General features: G+C 66.2%; 15 protein-coding genes. 8 read left to right on the forward strand and 7 right to left on the reverse strand.

All coding sequences use genetic code 11. The features are described 5' to 3' along the window. Positions 1-229 precede the first annotated feature (229 nt). The gene (locus tag ASF23_RS04995; RefSeq protein WP_055950027.1) at positions 230-1,216 is read right to left on the reverse strand and encodes an aldo/keto reductase; all 987 of its coding nucleotides are present in this window, start codon (positions 1,214-1,216) and stop codon (positions 230-232) included. Positions 1,217-1,308: 92 nt separating this feature from the next. After that, positions 1,309-2,196, reverse strand: coding sequence for a helix-turn-helix domain-containing protein (locus tag ASF23_RS05000; protein WP_055950030.1), 888 nt, complete (start codon positions 2,194-2,196; stop codon positions 1,309-1,311). Between the two features lie 145 nt (positions 2,197-2,341). Between ASF23_RS05000 and ASF23_RS05005 the strand changes: the two genes are divergently transcribed. The 5 genes from ASF23_RS05005 (at position 2,342) to ASF23_RS05025 (ending at position 6,162) form a co-directional block, all read left to right on the forward strand. After that, positions 2,342-3,196, forward strand: coding sequence for an aldo/keto reductase (locus tag ASF23_RS05005; RefSeq protein ID WP_235510790.1), 855 nt, complete (start codon positions 2,342-2,344; stop codon positions 3,194-3,196). A gap of 6 nt (positions 3,197-3,202) precedes the next feature. Further along, the gene (locus ASF23_RS05010) at positions 3,203-3,883 is read left to right on the forward strand and encodes a flavodoxin (protein ID WP_082473841.1); all 681 of its coding nucleotides are present in this window, start codon (positions 3,203-3,205) and stop codon (positions 3,881-3,883) included. An 11-nt stretch (positions 3,884-3,894) separates the two neighbouring features. Then, positions 3,895-4,653 (forward strand): SDR family oxidoreductase, encoded by a 759-nt coding sequence (locus tag ASF23_RS05015; protein ID WP_055950084.1) that lies wholly within the window; start codon positions 3,895-3,897, stop codon positions 4,651-4,653. 144 nt (positions 4,654-4,797) lie between these two features. Continuing rightward, positions 4,798-5,346, forward strand: a complete 549-nt coding sequence (locus tag ASF23_RS05020) for a hypothetical protein (protein WP_156364245.1) — start codon at positions 4,798-4,800, stop codon at positions 5,344-5,346. A 579-nt stretch (positions 5,347-5,925) separates the two neighbouring features. After that, positions 5,926-6,162: a hypothetical protein gene (locus ASF23_RS05025; protein ID WP_055950038.1), complete on the forward strand. Its 237-nt coding sequence runs from the start codon at positions 5,926-5,928 to the stop codon at positions 6,160-6,162. Between the two features lie 1,008 nt (positions 6,163-7,170). Here ASF23_RS05025 and ASF23_RS05030 read toward each other — a convergent pair. Then, entirely contained in the window at positions 7,171-7,641 is a 471-nt protein-coding gene (locus ASF23_RS05030; RefSeq protein WP_055950041.1) for a MarR family winged helix-turn-helix transcriptional regulator, read from the reverse strand. 439 nt (positions 7,642-8,080) lie between these two features. On the opposite strand from ASF23_RS05030, the gene ASF23_RS05035 reads away from it, so the two are divergent. Next, complete coding sequence (locus tag ASF23_RS05035; protein ID WP_162236713.1) at positions 8,081-9,136, forward strand: NADP-dependent oxidoreductase; 1,056 nt, start codon at positions 8,081-8,083, stop codon at positions 9,134-9,136. A gap of 1,007 nt (positions 9,137-10,143) precedes the next feature. Here ASF23_RS05035 and ASF23_RS05040 read toward each other — a convergent pair. Further along, on the reverse strand, positions 10,144-11,802 hold the full coding sequence (locus tag ASF23_RS05040) for a CocE/NonD family hydrolase (RefSeq protein ID WP_082473843.1): 1,659 nt from the start codon (positions 11,800-11,802) through the stop codon (positions 10,144-10,146). Between the two features lie 72 nt (positions 11,803-11,874). Here ASF23_RS05040 and ASF23_RS05045 point away from each other — a divergent pair, with 72 nt between their 5' ends. Beyond that, the gene (locus ASF23_RS05045; RefSeq protein WP_156364247.1) at positions 11,875-12,360 is read left to right on the forward strand and encodes a MarR family winged helix-turn-helix transcriptional regulator; all 486 of its coding nucleotides are present in this window, start codon (positions 11,875-11,877) and stop codon (positions 12,358-12,360) included. Between the two features lie 98 nt (positions 12,361-12,458). On the opposite strand, the gene ASF23_RS05050 is transcribed toward ASF23_RS05045, so the two are convergent. Then, complete coding sequence (locus tag ASF23_RS05050; protein ID WP_156364249.1) at positions 12,459-13,172, reverse strand: TetR/AcrR family transcriptional regulator; 714 nt, start codon at positions 13,170-13,172, stop codon at positions 12,459-12,461. A 41-nt stretch (positions 13,173-13,213) separates the two neighbouring features. On the opposite strand from ASF23_RS05050, the gene ASF23_RS05055 reads away from it, so the two are divergent. Then, on the forward strand, positions 13,214-14,371 hold the full coding sequence (locus tag ASF23_RS05055) for an FAD-dependent monooxygenase (RefSeq protein WP_055950055.1): 1,158 nt from the start codon (positions 13,214-13,216) through the stop codon (positions 14,369-14,371). Between the two features lie 75 nt (positions 14,372-14,446). On the opposite strand, the gene ASF23_RS05060 is transcribed toward ASF23_RS05055, so the two are convergent. Together ASF23_RS05060 and ASF23_RS05065 are read right to left on the reverse strand one after the other, a co-directional pair. Further along, entirely contained in the window at positions 14,447-15,298 is an 852-nt protein-coding gene (locus ASF23_RS05060) for an alpha/beta fold hydrolase (RefSeq protein ID WP_055950058.1), read from the reverse strand. Positions 15,299-15,367: 69 nt separating this feature from the next. Continuing rightward, a complete protein-coding gene (locus ASF23_RS05065; protein ID WP_055950061.1) occupies positions 15,368-15,622 on the reverse strand; it encodes a hypothetical protein in 255 nt (84 codons plus the stop codon). Positions 15,623-15,760: the final 138 nt, after the last annotated feature.

Raw genomic sequence — 15,760 nt, forward strand, 5'->3', positions numbered from 1 at the left:
TTCCGCCTTCTCACTCGTGGCGTCGAAGTCCTGCCCGATAGGCCTCAGGGTCGCCCGTACAGAGCACTGGCGGGAACCCGGGCTCTCGGATTCCCGCCAGTGAGTCACCGCTTCGCGGCGCTTGCTACTCGCTCTTCTTGTGCGAGGTCTGCGTGGTGCTGGGGTGCGACTTCGCGTATGTAGTAGTTGCTTGCGTCGTCGATGGTTTGCGCAGGACTTCCGTTCGCGCTCAGAAGCCGCCGGCGGGGCGCACCTGGTAGTGCTCCTCGAGTGCGGAGACCTCGTCGGCAGTCAGGTCGATGTCGACGGCCGCGGCAGCGTCGTCGAGGTGGTGAGGCTTGGTCGCGCCGATGATGGGTGCGCTCACGACCGGGTTGTTGAGGACCCATGCCATCGCGATTTGCGCCATGGGGACGTTGCGTGCCTCGGCGATCTTCTGGACGGCGTCAATGACGGGGCGGTCACGTTCGGTGTCGGCGAAGAAGGTGTTCCCGACTGGGTCGTCGGAGGAGCGCTTAGTCTGCTCGCCGGCAGGGCGGGCGACGCGGCCCTTTGCGAGAGGGCTGTAGGGGATGCTGCCGACGCCCTGGTCGGCGAGGAGGCCGAACATCTCGCGTTCTTCTTCTCGGTAGAGGAGGGAGTACTGGTCCTGCATGGACACGAACCGGGTCCAGCCGTTCAGGTCAGCGGCGTGCTGCATGTTGGCGAACTGCCACGTCCACATGGCAGATGCGCCGATGTAGCGGGCCTTGCCAGCCTTCACGACGTCGTGGAGGGCTTCCATCGTCTCTTCGATCGGGGTCTCCGGGTCGAAGCGGTGGATCTGGTACAGGTCGACATAGTCGGTGCCGAGGCGCGTCAGCGATGCGTCGATCTGCTGCATGATCGCCTTCCGTGACAGGCCTGCGACGTGCAGGCCGGGACCGGTGCCGGGCTTGTCGGAGAAGTGCGCCTTAGTCGCGAGGACGATCTCGTCACGGTTGGTGAACTGTCGGATCGCTTCACCGACGATGCGTTCGGAGTCACCGTAGGAGTAGACGTTCGCGGTGTCCCAGAAGGTGATGCCGAGGTCGAGGGCCTGCTGGAAGTAGGGCAGTGCGTCGTCCTTGGGGAGGGACCACTGCAGGTGGCCACTGGCGGGGTCGCCGAAGCTCATGCAGCCGAGCGCGATGCTGCTGACTTTCAGGCCGGAGTTACCGAGGCGGGTGTACTTCACGGGTGGGTCCTTTCGATAGGCACGACGATGAGCGGCAGAGACTGCCGCGTCGTCGAGCGGGTGCGGTGATGGGCGGGGCGAGCCCGCCACGGTTACCGGGTCGTGGTGGCCGCCGTGGCCGTGGTGTTGCTGGCGGCCCAGCTCGCGAGGACGCGGAGGCGTTCCTCGGACACGGACGCGGGTTCAGTGACGTAGGTGATGATCGTGACGTCGGGCTCGCTGGCGAGAGTCAGTGCTTCGCCGGTGACCTCGACCTCACCGACGGTGGGGTTGTGCAGCGTCTTGGTGGCGCTGGTGTGCAGCCGGACGTTGTGGGAGGCCCACCAGGTGCGGAACGCATCGCTGCGGGTGCTCAGCTCACCGATCAAGTCGGTGAGGGACCGGTCGAACGGGGTGCGGCCGGCTTCGATGCGGAACGCTGCGACCATGTCCCGGGCGACCCGTTCCCAGTCGTCGTAGAACTCCTGCGATGACGGGTCGAGGAAGAGATAGCGGGCGATGTTCGCCGGCTCCTTCCCGTTCGGCACGAGGCCGGGCATGAGCGCTGCGCCGAGCTGGTTCATCGCGATGATTTCGGTGCGGCCATTTCGGGCGTAGGCGGGCAGGTCGCTCATCCCGTCAAGGAGCCGTTGAACCCGGCCGTTGGCGCGGGAACGCGCGGTGCGCTTCGGGGAGGGGCGGGCCACTGCGTTCTCGGCATTCGCGGCGCGGGCGAGGTCGAACAGGTGCTGCTCTTCGGACTCATCGAGCTGCAACGCGCGGGCGACGGCGTAGAGGACAGACTCAGAGACGCCGGCGAGCTTCCCGCGTTCCATCCGGTTGTAGTACTCAGCGCTGACCCCGGCAAGGGTTGCGACCTCTTCTCGCCGGAGTCCCTTGACGCGCCGCCCTGTCGTGGAGGCGGTGAGGCCGACTGCTTCGGGGCTGATGCGGGCGCGGCGGGTGCGGAGGAAGTCGCTGGCCTCGGTTCCGGTGTCCATGTTCGTCAGCGTAGGCGGACCCGTGACGGCGGAACAGACACTGCCAGTACACCAAACAGCGCGGCCTGTTCCCCGCGCGGAGAGCGCTGTTCTATGGGATCACCGGCCGAACCGCAGCCGCTCCCGCTTCTTGGAAGGAATGCTTATGAGCACCATCCCCACCGTCACCTTGAACACCGGCGCGACGATGCCGCAGCTCGGCTTCGGCGTGTACCAGATCCCCGCCGACGAGACCGAGCAGGCAGTCACCGACGCCATCAAGGCCGGCTACCGACTCATCGACACCGCCGCGTCCTACGGCAACGAGGAAGCCGTCGGCCGCGGCATCGCCGCCAGCGGTGTGCCCCGCGATGAGCTGTTCATCACCTCGAAGCTGTGGATCCAGCGCCGCGGCGAGGAAGGCGCCCGCGACGCGATCACCGTGTCGCTGCAGAAGCTCGGCCTGGACTACCTCGACCTGTACCTGATCCACCAGCCGTTCGGTGACTACTACGGCGAGTGGCGTGCCCTCGAGCAGGCCCACAAGGACGGTCGGCTGCGCGCGATCGGCGTGTCCAACTTCGCCTCCGACCGCCTCGTGGACCTCATCGCGTTCGCCGACGTCGTGCCCGCGGTGAACCAGATGGAGACCAACCCGTTCCACCAGCAGGCCGACTACCAGGAGCTACTGCACGGTGAGGGCGTGCAGCTCGAGGCGTGGGCGCCGTTCGCCGAGGGCAAGAACGACCTCTTCACCAACCCGGTTCTGTCCGAGATCGGCGACGCGCACGGCAAGTCCGTCGCGCAGGTCGTGCTCCGCTGGCTCGTCCAGCGCGGCGTCGTTGTCGTGTCGAAGTCGGTCAAGCCCGAGCGCATGCAGCAGAACCTCGACGTCGTCGACTTCGAGCTCACCGACGAGCAGATGAGCAAGATCGCCGAGCTCGAGGCGGGCGAGTCGCAGTTCTTCTCCCACGTCGACCCCGACATGGTGCGCTGGCTGACCGGTCGCGCCGAGGCGTAACCCGTCATGCCCGCCCAGCAGCCCACCCGCAGGCAGCTCCTGCGGACCGCCGCGGTCGCCACAATCAGCGCCGCCGCGGCCGGGCTGCTGGCCGCCTGCACCACCTCCGACCGTGAAAGCCGCACCGTGACCACACCCACCACCCCCGCACCGAGCAACCCAGATCGAACGCTGCTGGTGTACTTCTCCCGCGCCGGGGAGAACTACTGGAACGGTGGACGCCGCACTCTCGACGTCGGCAACACCGAGGTCCTCGCGAACCTGATCCGCGACCGCATCAACTGCGACGTGTTCCGGATCGAAGCCGCAGACGCGTACTCGGATCGGTACGACCCCACCGTCGCCCGCAACGTTGACGAGCAGAACAGCGACGCCCGCCCTGCGATCGCCGGGAACCTGCCCGACCTCGCCGGCTACGACACGGTCCTGCTCGGTAGCCCCATCTGGAACGTGCAGCCGCCGATGATCATGGCGACCTTCGTCGAAGCCGCCGACCTCACTGGCAAGAACCTCCTGCCGTTCGTCACCTACGCCGTCAGCGGCCTCGGCAACACTGCATCCTTCTACCGAGATCTCGACAGCGGAGCACGTCTCGGGACGGGTCTCGCCGTCCGCGGTGAAGATGTCCGCGGCGCGTCTGCGGGCACCGACATCGACCGGTGGCTTCGCGCCGCCGACCTGGCATGAAAGGCAACACCATGACTGACCAACTCACCGTCCTCGTCGTCGGCGCAACCGGCAGCATCGGCCGCGACGTCGTCCAGACGGTGATCTCCGCAGGCCACCACACCCGCGCCCTCGCACGGAGTAAGCACCGCGCGCAGGGCCTCGCCCGCGGCGCGGAAATCGTCCTCGGCGACCTGACCGACCCGGCGACCCTCCGAGACGCCGTCAAGGGTGTCGACGCGGTGATCTTCACTCACGGCGATAACAGCAACGCCGAAGCGGTCAACTACGGCGCCGTCCGGAACGTCCTCGACGCGCTCGAGGGGCGTCCCGTCCACATCGCGCTGATGACCACCATCGGCGTCACCGCGCTCCGGGACAGTTCGGAGTGGAAACGGCGGGGTGAACGACTCGTGCGCGCCAGCGGCAACGACTACACGATCGTCCGCCCCGGCTGGTTCGACTACAACGACGACGACCAATTCCGGATCGCACCCCGACAGGGCGACACACACCAGGCCGGCACCCCGGCCGATGGCGTGATCGCCCGCCGTCAGATCGCACGGGTCCTCGTTGAGAGCCTCACGAACCCAGCAGCCATCGGGAAAACGTTCGAGCTCGTCGCTGAACACGGCCCCGAACAGGCCGACCTCACCCCCGTCTTCGACGCCCTCCCAGCCGATGTCCTCGAGGACGACCTGGACGGGGCCGGCGACTCAGCGAACCTGCCGCTGTCTACAGAGCCGGCAACGGTGCGCGCCGACCTCGACCGCGTTCGCCGAGACCACTAACCGGCCGTACGTCAGACCATCGGCTATTGAGACGCACTCTTGTGCTGCAGGGGACGGCGCGAGGACCGGGGGATAGTGACTACCTGCCCGGGACACGGCCTTGACCGCTGCTGACGGCGCTGCGCCAGTCGGTACCTTGCTTCTATGACGAGCGATGAGCCTCTTGAGGAGTCGGAAGACAGCCGGCGGCCAGTACGTGTTCGGCGTGTTCTGGGCTGGGTTGCGCTTGTCCTCGTAGGGGCTGTCGTAGGGCGCTTGTTTCCACCCTTCGTCGTTGACTGGCCCTGGGTGGGTACCTTCGTCACGTCGCCCGGCCTCGGGGGACTAGCGGCGGTCTGCGCTGCGGTCATCGCGCTCAGCGCCGCGCTCTACACGAGTCGGCGAAGCGCCGCGGTCGCAACTGCGGACCGAGAACAACGGGAACGCCTCGCGAAAATCGACCGATCTCAGCGGGAAATTGCAGAGCAGCGGGCGCAGTGGTGGACCCGCTTCACCTGGGCCGCGGACCACGCAGTCCAGGACGAGACGGCTGAGCTCGGGATCTCGGTTCTCTTGGAGCTGATTGACCAAGAGTGGGTCACGGTGGAAGATAACCAGATCGCTATCGCAGTGGCAGACGTGATCCAGCCGGTTGCGGGTAGCATTGCGAACGAAGCGGATGCAGCCCAGGTGGTTGCGGAGGAGGAGCGGTGATGGCGCAGTACAGCCCACGAGCTCGTCAGCTCGCGCAGGAACTCCGCGCGAAAGCGAACCGCAACATCGCCCGTCAGCAGGCCGCACCGTCGAGCTCGTCGCGCACCACTCAGACATCCGAGCGGACGGCGCCGCTACGGAACCATGTGCAGTCGCCTGAAAGGGCTCGCTAGCGCGCAGTATCGGCGCCGGTCGCCCGGTGCGCGATGAGAGGGCTCCGATCTCAATTGCAGTGAGATCGGAGCCCGGTCTCGTCCAGCGTGTTCTGGCGATCTGGTGCCCTAGGCTCGACGGGTGTAGGACACGTGTTGCGGGTAAGGGTGCTTCCCGCCCGAATAGCACCCACGCGTGTACCGGATGCAGGCCCGCACCGCCTGTCGCCCCCCGACCGATTCCTCCGAGAGGTTGGGAGGAGTAACCAGTTCCGGAGGCTGCCAGCGGCTTGAGAGTCGGGGTCCCATACGCAGACGATGATGCGTATGGCCGCGAGAGACGGCGCGCATGGTGCCGACAGGAACGCAGACCGGCGGGTTTGCTACCTAAAACATCTCGCCTTACTCTCATCGCAAGATGAGGCGCATGGACGACCCTAACGAGCCGACGCCGGACCGGATGCGTCGGCACACTTTGGACCAGGTGCAACGCGACCAGCTTGCGCACCTTCGGACGCTTCCTGATGAGTGGCGGAAGAGGGGCATGCGTGACCCGGATGCCATCCGCGCGCTTGTCCGTGAGCGCCTCGAGCTAAGCGCTGCCCTGGAAGCAGAGGTCCGCTACGCCGATTTTTTGAACGATCCCGAGTACGGGTGGTCATGAGTTCCGGGTTTGTGTGTGTCGAGGCGACGTCGACGCCACACTGACGTACGTTGGACGGTGTGAGGGTGCCGGACCTCGATGGCTCGCCCGACACCCTCTCTCAAGAGTTCGACCCGAACAAGCCCACGACACCACTGTCGCAGTAGACGCGAGTCCCGGGAAGTCGGCGCTTCGACGGACCGAGGGACAGCGCCCGCCATTTGGCAGGGCGGGCGCTGCGCGGCGACAATCCGGATCAGGACCAACGCCACCACTTGAGCGGGAACCACCCCACCCCGCTCTCATCATGCCGCAACACCCAGTTATCTGTTCCCGCGTTCTACTTCCGCCTGTAGGGGGTCTACGCTGACCCACGGCTACCCCGGACCTTGGTCGCAAACACGTCCTCGTCTGAACGAAACCGGGAGCAGCACAGTGACAGCACGCGCATCAGTCGGCCTGGCTTCAGTGAGCACCTACACCCCACCTTTAGCCGCGAGCGAATTACCGACGACCGGCGCTGGCTGGCGGCTCCGTGCCGGACTATCAGACCCTGAGGTCATCAAGGCCGTCGCCCACCGGCGATCTTCCAACGTGCCTCCTGCCCCCGCCCCGGTTCTGAACGACGGCCCTCGCTACGAGGACTTCTTCGTGGCGACCAAACCGCGGTCATCGGATAGCTCAGGATCAACTATCGCGGCACGTCCCGATTTCGACGGACGCTCCGCCGCTTGACTCAGGTTTTGCGTCTCGCTGGACGGCCTAGGATCCAAGGGACCATTGCATCGTCGCCTACCTCAAGCTCGATTGCTTTCCCCGTGTCTGTCCGAGCTCCGCGGGATCCGGTGCGATGGGGGTGTGCGGCATGAACGGACGAGCCAGACGTGACCGAGGTCAATTGTCCACCGCTAGGCACGTCACTGACCGCGATCGTTGCTTATGAGGAGAATTTGAAGGATGTCAGTCGTGACGAACGACGACCCGACCCTGATCCGTCCCGTCATCCGAGCCGAACATGGTGCGTCAGCTTCATCCAGTGTTGAGCGCCGGGTCGGACTCATACGGGCTGGCGAACGGGGTGAGCAGCTCGCGAAGCGCTGCCGACCGCCGATCCCCGAGTTGGTGCTCGAGGTCGTTGAGGATGGCCCGCGCGGCTGCCGTGAGGCGCCGCCCGTGCGGGGTGAGCCTCACCAGACGCCCACGTGACCGGGCCGGGTCGTCGACAACCTCGAGCACGTCTTGAACGGCTAACCCTGCGACAAGCTCCTGCGTGGCCTGCCGCGAGATCCTTAGCCGTCGGGCCAACTCGGCAGGGGCAATGCCTCCCGGGGCCAGTTGTGCGAATACGAGCGACTGCGCTGGCATGAGCCGAGGCCAACCCTCGGCCTGTAGCGCCTCCAGCAGGTGTCCGTCGAACCAGCGGCTCGCCCGCAGCAGCAGCAGCGCAAGCGGTAACTCGTCCCCTGACGCCTGTGCCCCCTGCTGATCCTGTCCGCTCATCGGCTTCCATGCAAGCACACAAACCCACGCCAGTAGCGCAAGTTGTCAGGTAGCCTGACGGGCGAGAGGTGGTTCGGATGCAAATGATCACGTTGGGTGCAGGTAGAAGAGATGACCGCTGCGCTGTGATGGCGGCAGCATCGGCGGGCCATGACGTAGTCGCCGAGGCGCGGACTTCGCAGGCGTTCTCGGAACGCTCTGGAAGTGGGCGTCGTGCGCAGCCGGGTGGTCGTGAGGCCGTCGGGAACCAACTGTTCGCCGATCCGGTCTCCGGCTGGCCGGCCGAGGCTGTGCCGAGTGTCATCGGTGTCACGCGGACATTCGGTCCGGACGCCGGTCGTTCCGCACTGCCGATCGTGCTGACCGCGTCGCACAAAATGCACCTGCAGTCTCCATCGCGAGTCACGACGCGGGCATGCAACCGGGCAGGTGTCACGGCGTGAGTAAGTCGTCATCTGCTTCCAACCAGACCATGCGGACCGTGCGACTCCATCGGTACGGCGACCCGTCGGTACTGCAGCTGGATAACGTGCCGCGGCCGCGGCCGCCAATCGGCGATGAGCTGCTCGTTCGCGTCGCCGGCTCGAGCATCAACGGCACCGATCTAGGGTTCCGCCGCGGGAAAGCCCCAATCGTATTTGCCCAACGGCTGCCGCTGATCCCCGGCTTCGATGTTTCCGGCGAGGTGATTGAGTGTGGACCCGCGGTGACCGCCTTCACGCCCGGCGACCAGGTGATGGCACTCCTTGACCATGGCGGCGGAGGACTCGCCGAGCAGGTGCTGCTCCGACAGGGACGAGCCGCACTCGCCCCCACCTCAATCGACGTCGTGCACGCCGCAGCCCTTCCCCTGGCAGGACTCACCGCGCTGCAAGCGCTGTTCGGTGTGGCTGGCCTCCAGCACCGCCACAGCTCGGCCCGTGTGATCGTGCTCGGAGCAGCCGGCGGAATCGGCTCCTACGCCGTTCAATTGGCGCATCTAGCCGGGGCCGAGGTAACAGGTGTGGCGAGTGGACCCAAGTTGCCCCACGTGACCGCGCTCGGAGCCGCGCGGGTGATCGACTACACGGTCGAGGACGTCCTCGCCTCCGGCCTGCAAGCGACCGTCGTGCTCGATACGACCGGCGGCTACCGGTTCGCCGATGTGCAGCAAGTGCTTGAGCCAGGAGGCGTTATGGTGTCGACCCGACCAGTATCCGTCGACGCTCTTCGGAGCCTTCTGCCTTCCCCCACCGGCTTCGCCCACCGCTTCCGCAAGCGACGCTCTGAAGGACCCATAGAACAGGACGACCAGCCGACAACCCGGTTCGGGTTCGTAGCGACTCGAGCCCGGTCTCAAGACCTCGCACACCTTGCCAACCTCGTCGACCAGGGCCTGCTACGGGTCCCGATCGTCGGCACCTTCAGCCTCGACCGGGCGGCCGAGGCCCACCGGCTGGCAGAGGGCTCAGCGGCAGGCAAAGTAATCATCGAAGTCGACCCGGCTGAGCAGTGAGGCGCGTTCCGCACTGATCCGCGTGCCGGAGAGCGACTGGTTATCGCTGGGCAAGACGCAGTCCAAGTCGACACGCCGGGTGGACCCCACGCCCATTCTCGAGTTGTCACACCACCGGTTCTGCGGCTTTTGGCCGGGCTGGTGGGCTCCTTCGCCACCCGCGCGGCCACCACCCGGACGGCCATGGTCGGTGTATTCGTCCCGGTAACACGACATCGCCCACGACCCCACCACCACCGGTGACCCGGTCCGCAAAACCCCCTGACCTGACACACCCGCCTGTTCCAGGACGGGGCCGTTCTACCACCAACCGCTCCACTGATGCCCGCAACGGCCGCAGCGGCGCTGGCTCCGGCAGTTTGAGGGGCGAAGAAGATGCCCGCTGCCACGAGTGCGGTGACGGACGCGACTGCGCCGATGCCCCGAACACCCTCGCTGCCGTCTGGTACCCGGGGGGGCGCACTTCGTGCCGGACGGGTCCGTGACGCACACCTTCCACCAAACAAACGATCGTTTCTGCGTGCCCGTCAGACGGTGGATCACCGGGCGGGGCTGGTGACTCTGGCACTGTCCCGAATGACGATCGGCTACCGGGCGGCGGGTGATCGTGGAAACCGCGCAGTCGTTACGGTAATGACGTGAGCACCCTGATGTCCGTGGCGGATCTGATGCGGCTCCTCGAGCCCATGTTCGACTCGATGCTCACTACACGTGACCGAAGGACGCTGAGCGTTCGGGTCCAGCGGGTCGCCGACGGGCGTGAGCTCTCCACCTCCGACGCTATGGGGAGTGGTTCGGTCTGGGTTCGGTGGGCGGTGTTCGGCGAAGTATGCGGGATCAAGAGCACTGCAGTGGGACGACGACGCTCGGGCGCTGGTGCGGTCTGTCCAGAGCGATCTTCAGGACTTCATCGCGGAGAGTTCGTTCGGGTGGGGTGAACTCCGCGGGCCAAGCGACCTGTACCGAGCAGCGCACGTCTCCCTGCCCGGTAGCCGATCGGGGCTCGGTCAGTGGTAACCGGGCTGGGAGCCGCCTTCTGCTGTGACCGGAAATGTCATGGTGGGACTGGTGTCGGTGTAGCAGACGGCGATTTGGTACGTGCCACCGCGTTGGTCGACGACGCGGGGGTGCGCTCCCGCTGCGATGTGGACGCGAAGCTTGTGTTTTTCTTTGAAGACGTACCCGGTCGGATCGAGGTCGATTCGGACCGTGCGTTGACTGCGCGGCCCGTCCGTCAGCCGGACCAGACCCTCGGTGACGTTCCAGGAGGTGCCGTGCTCGTCGACGTCGCAGACGCGGACGACGACGAGGGTGCTGGGGTCCGGGGTGGTGACGGTGAGGTGGGCGGTGATGGTGCCGATGACTTCGAGTGGACCATCCAGCGCGGTGCTGGTGTGGACGAGGACGTCGGCACGGTGTTCGACGGCGGTTTGGTCCTGGCGGCCGGCGGGCATGTTCAGGGTGGGTCCGCCGACGGCTGGGGTCGGGTCGTACGGGTCGTACGCGATCGTCTTCCACTGCGTCTCGTCACTGATGGAAGTCGATGGAGACCCGAATGCGGCGGTTCCGTCACCGTGCAGGGCGAGTTCGACGGGTTGGGCAGGTGGGGGCCATGCGGCGTAGTCGCTCCACTGATCGACACCTTGGATGAACAACCGCACCGGCGCCGTGTTGACGAGGGGTTTGTTGTGCAGGGTGTGGTCGAAGAACTCGAGTGCGTCGCGAACCTGGTGCGGGATCAGTTGAGCGCTGCCGTGGGAGAACGGGCCGATCGTGATGCGACTTTGATGTCCGGCGGCGATGAGGGCCTGGTGATCGTGCAGTTGGTCGCGGAGGAACAGGTCGAACCAGCCGGTGACCATACTTGTTGGTGTGGTGAGGTCTGCACGGTCGGCGCTGTAGTCGAGAGCGTCGACCCAGTACCCCTGATCATCGGCATGCTCGATCCCGGCGCGGTAAATCGGAGACACGGCTCCCAGTGCTTTCACGTCAGCGTCTCGGAAATCCGGTGCCGCAAGGGCACGGGCGATCCTCCGCTTGTTGACCAGCAGCGACAGGCCGCCGATGCGTCCTTCCTGTGTGCCGATGAGGAACGACCAGCGGAGCGTCTGATCAAGCCCCAACGCTCCTTGCGGGTACCAACTGCCCATCATCGTCGACGACCCGATACTGATCGCCATCGCCGTGAGGGGGTTGTCCAAGTAGGGGCCGACGGCCCACTGCGTCGTGCCGAGGTAGCTGCCGCCCGTCATGACCACCCGGCCATCGCACCATGGTTGGTCCCGGAGCCAGGCGACCGTTGCCGTGCCGTCGGCACGCTCGTGACGACCGGGCTCGAACACTCCGTCGGAGTCGAACGTGCCGCGGACGTCCTGCACCACCACCTGGTACCCCCGGGCGGCGAACGGTCGTGGTAGCAAGTAGCTCCAGAGCCGCCCTTCGCGACCGTAGGGCGTCCTGATGAGGATCACGGGCCCACGGGTCTGGCCCCGCGGTGCGTACCGTGTCGTGGCGAGCTCCACACCGTCACCCATCGCCACTCGAAGATCACGGTGTATCTCGAAGCGATGCGTAGCCGGGCCGAGGCCAAGCAACCGGTCGACCGGCGAACGGAATCGAGAACGAGCGTGGCGCATGATGTGTCTCCCTTGAAGGATGCAGCGCATTGACTGGTCCCGCCACTCTAGTCACTCCATGATGGAGTGACTCTATGGTGACGCTTCCGCTATCGTGGGGGCATGGCCAACTCGGGATCGACGATGATCGGGGAGCTGCGCGGTTACGTGGTCGCGTTTGCGGAGTTCACGGTGCTGTTCGCGGACGCGATGAGCCTTCCGACCACCGATGGCACAGCCCTGGCCGACATCGTGTGGGCAGATCGTGATGGGACGCCTCTGTCTGCTGTGCGTCTGTCAGAGCGCATCGGGATGACGTCCAGTGCAACGAACGCCCTCGTGGCTCGGCTTGAACGTGGCGGGCACATCACGCGCACACGTGAAAGCCGAGACCGCCGCATCGTCTCCCTGCGCCCAACGGAGAAAGCCCGGACTCGGACTGAGCAGTTCGCAGCCAAGGCGTCACCGAACGTCCAGGCCGTCCTCGACGCGTTCGACCCAGTACAAGTGGCGCTCGTTGTCGAGACGGTGGCAGCTCTCACCGCAAGCATGCGGACAGTGAATCGTCAACTACGCGAAGAACGGCGCCACGATTCGACGTCCCAGTAGCCGGTCGGCTACTGAGACGATGCGTCAACCTGATCTGCCGGCGGCCCGACAGGCCAGCTCGGCGCCCGAAAGCGGTGAGTCGCTTGCTCGCGTTAGCGTCAGGCGGGTCTTGAGAATCGTGCCATCGTTGATCGAAACGTGTTCGAAGCATCCGTGAGGGCGACGTCCGCGTCGACATGGAGCTCGCGGGCGGTCGCGGCGAGGTCTGCTCCGGACAGGATCGCTGCCCCGATACGGTCGGTGACCGCTTGCATCACGGTCGTGAGTGCGCTGGCGTGCACGCGGGCGACGAGAGCGGGCACGTCCGGATCCGTCTGCCCGATGGCTGCAGCGATTGCCTCGGCTTGGTTCTGGCGGAACTCCAACGCATAGCGGCGGAGCGAGTCGCTGACCACTGACTGCGCGGGGAACTCTCCGCGCGCGAAGACGGCATCGCGTGCCGCGAAGTGGTCGATATCGCCGTGCACCTGCACGCTCAGCGCCTCAGCCGGGGTTGTGTCTGAAGCCCGCTCGAGGACGGCGCGCTGTGCGCGTTCGAGCATGTCGTCGGCTCGGTCGAGCACCAGGTTCGACTTCGTCGGGAAGTAGTTGTAGACGGTCTGGTCTGCCACCCCAGCGGCTCTCGCAACGTCCGACATTGCCACGGCGTCGTACCCGCGATCCATGAAGAGCTGCGCGGCGACATCGGCCAGCCGCTGCCGCATCTCGAGTTTCTTGCGCTCCCGGAGACCCATCTGATCCTGCACGACGCCATCCTCCCACAAACGTGGAGTCACTCCAAGAACGGTGCTATGCTGAAAAAATAGAGTCACTCCAGAATCGGTCTTGGCGGTCCGCCAGGGAGGAACACAAGATGAGCACGGGAACCACACAGCAGCCCGACCGGGTCCTCATCTCGGGAGCGAGCTTCGCGGGAGTGACGACAGCGATCTGGATGCGGCGCCTCGGGTACGAGGTCACCATCGTGGAGCAGGCGCAGGGTCTTCGCAGGGGCGGGACGCCCGTCGACCTCCGGCGCGACGCGATGGAGATCTTCGAGCGGATGGACGTCCTCACGGCGGTCCGCGCGAAGGCACTGCCGCCGCGGACCACCGTGATCGCCGACCTCGACGGCACCCCCGTCGTGACCGCTGACCCGGATGCGTCGGATGAGAGCATCGTCATCGACGACTACGAGATTCACCGCTTCGACGACGTCGAGGTCCACCGAGATGACCTCCTCGACATCCTGTTCGCCGAGATCGCGGACACCGTCGAGGTGACGTTCGGCGACTCGATCACCGCACTCACCGAGACACCCGGCGGAGTGCGGGCCTCGTTCCGTCACGGGCCGGAGCGGGAGTTCGCGATGGTCTTCGGCTGCGACGGCAACCACTCCACCGTGCGGCGGCTCTGGTTCGGTCCGGAAGCGGACTACAGCCATTTCCTGCACCACTACACATCCGTCACGGTCGTCCAGGATATGTTCATCCAGCCGTGGACGTCGCGCATCCAGAACGCACCCGGCCGCACGCTGTTGCTGAACTCGTACGAGCACAGCACCGACGTGGTGTTCATGTTCCAGTCCGACGAGGAGATCGCGTACGACCACCACGACGTCGAGGCCCAGAAGCAGATCATCCGCGAGGTGTTCGCCGACGCCGGACAGCCGTTCTCAGACGTCTTCAACCAGGCCCTGAGTGCCGACAACTTCTATTTCGACAAGCTGAGCCAGAACCGGCTGCCCGCGTGGTCGGCGGGCCGGATCGCGCTCGTTGGTGATGCCGCGTACTGCCCCTCACCCGCCGCCGGCATGGGCGGGTCCGTCGCGATCCTCGGCGCGACCGCGCTGTATGACGCCTTCGTCACGGCCGGCGGCGATGTCCTCGCCGCCTTCGCAGAGTACGAGCGGACCTTCCGCCCCACCGCGGAGAAGATCCAGTCGGAGACCGAGGAGTTCGGGTTGCCGATGATTTCCCCGGACACCGACGAGCAGATCGCAGCCCGGAACGCGCAGCTCCTCGCGATGTGACCAGCCGGCCGCGCGGCGCGGCGACGGGGCTCCGCCCAGTAGCAGATCGGCTATCGAGACGCTGCTGCCGCCGGTTCAGGGTGTGAAGAAGGTACGGAGTGCTGCGCTGATCTCCGCGGTACCGCCGCCGTTCCAGGGGCCGTCGTGTCCGAGTCCGTCGAACTCCACGTGCCGTGCGTCGGGGACGATGCCGGCGAGGTCTCGGATCGCGGTGCGAAGGAACGCGGGGCTCGCGGTTCCGCTGAGCAGGAGCACCGGACGGTCGATGCTCGCGTGCTCCTGGATGTGACCGTCGCGTTCGGCGACGTCGTGGAAGTCGTAGCGGACGCCTGGCAGGAGGTCGCGGAGCGATGGCGCCGGCCCCCGCTGCCGGGACTGGAGTGCGAGGACGACACGGCCCGCAGCGCGGGCGAGGACCCGCGGCGCTCGCGCGATGAGCGCCGGTGCGGTCCCTGCAGTGACGAGCGCATCGATGAGTGCAGCCCCGGACTGTCCGCGCTCGATCTCGGTGTTGAGTCGGCGGATGCCGTCGCGGTCGATGCCGTCGCGGTAGAACGGGGGCTCGTAGACCGCGAGCCGCTCCACCTGGGGCAGGGTGCGTGTCGCCTCCAGAGCGATGACGGCGCCGGAGCTGAGCCCGAACAGCTTGATCGCGCCGGTCGCGGTCATGATCGCGTCGAGGTCCTCGACGTCGCGGGCGATGGTGTGGTCGGCGGTGTACGGGCGCGGGCTGATGCCGCGGCCGCGTCGTTCGGCGGTGATGACCGTGAACGACGGAGACAGGGCGAGGGCGAGGTCTCGGTAGGCGTGGACGTCAGCCATCGCGCCCCGCACCAGGACCATGCCTGGTCCGGTGCCCTGGCGGAGGTAGCCGATCGAGGTGCCGTCTCGAGACGTGACGTGCTCGGTGACGATGCTGTGGTCCATGGCGTCAGCATGGCATCGAGCACCGGACAGGCAGCGCCAGCGATACTGCCGCGTCCGCCTACGGATCGGCTACTGAGACGGCCCGCCGCCGGCCGTGCGACTACTTAGAACGGCTTCGACGATCCAGCACACCAGGCCAACCGCGATCAGTGTGCCACCGATCCAGATTGGCGTGGGGTGGCCGGACTCCACGTTCCCTGCGATCACCGCGCCGCCAAAGATGACGAGGAACAAGCCGAACCCACCGACGATCGCCGTGAACAGCTTGGGGCGAGGTGATCCCTTGGCCCGGGTGATGCCGAGGAAGTCGAGAACGCGTCGCATGCGGCGAGCGTACGACGTGAAGCAGCCCGATGCTCGATCGGCGGATTCAAGGGGTCGTTGCAACGGGTGGTTGTTTTGGGTCCGAGAGTAGCTGCTCGAATGATTCTGCCGGGGTGCGGTAGTCCAGTGTCTTGCGGG

The organism is Curtobacterium sp. Leaf261, from assembly GCF_001422205.1.
GTDB lineage: Bacteria > Actinomycetota > Actinomycetes > Actinomycetales > Microbacteriaceae > Curtobacterium.